The organism is Limosilactobacillus difficilis, from assembly GCF_947387495.1.
Classification (GTDB): domain Bacteria; phylum Bacillota; class Bacilli; order Lactobacillales; family Lactobacillaceae; genus Limosilactobacillus; species Limosilactobacillus difficilis.
In genome coordinates, this window is record NZ_CANDNU010000103.1 from 1 (window position 1) to 642 (window position 642).

The window sequence follows — 642 nt, forward strand, 5'->3', positions numbered from 1 at the left end:
TGAAAATCATCTAAAGTGGTATCTACTTCAACTTCATGCTTCATCTCGTTAATTAGCTTCCGTGCTTTGGCCACATTCAAATCACTATACTTAATCGATCGTTTCTTCCATACAAAGGAGTATTTATTAGCGTTGGCTAGGATCTTGGTCCCATCAATAAAAGAAGCTTCATCGATTAAACCGGCCTTTCGAAGATAGTCATGAAACTCTTTGAAGCTAGTCTCAATCATTTCAGTCAAATCTTGGGAGACAATGAATCTAGCGATTGTACGGTAAGTCGGTCGTTGTTCTTGGATCAACCACATGGCAACAACATTTTCTCGGGCAAACCGTTCGATTTTCCGACAGGAAACGATCCCATAACTGTAAGCTAGTAAGACTAACTTCAAGAGCATTCGAGGATCATATTCACGCGGACGTCCCAAGATATTGGGCTTAGCAACTGCCAAGTTTTCGACTAACTGATGGATATAGTAAGCTGGGTGATTTTCCTCAGGTTGATAGTCAGTTGCCATAGCCAAACTAAGTTGATTAATGTTATAATTGTTTTGCATTATTATGTATATCCTTTCAAGGGTATTGAAGGCATCGAGGGTCAGTCGATGTCTTTTTTTATTTTTCAGTATATCTATATTTTAAAGG

1 protein-coding gene is annotated in these 642 nt (G+C 38.6%); it reads right to left on the reverse strand.

Annotated features, from left to right (window positions below; genetic code table 11):
* A partial coding sequence (locus QOR82_RS09135; RefSeq protein WP_283584423.1) for a transposase occupies positions 1-554 on the reverse strand: 554 nt, incomplete at its 3' end.
* Positions 555-642: the final 88 nt, after the last annotated feature.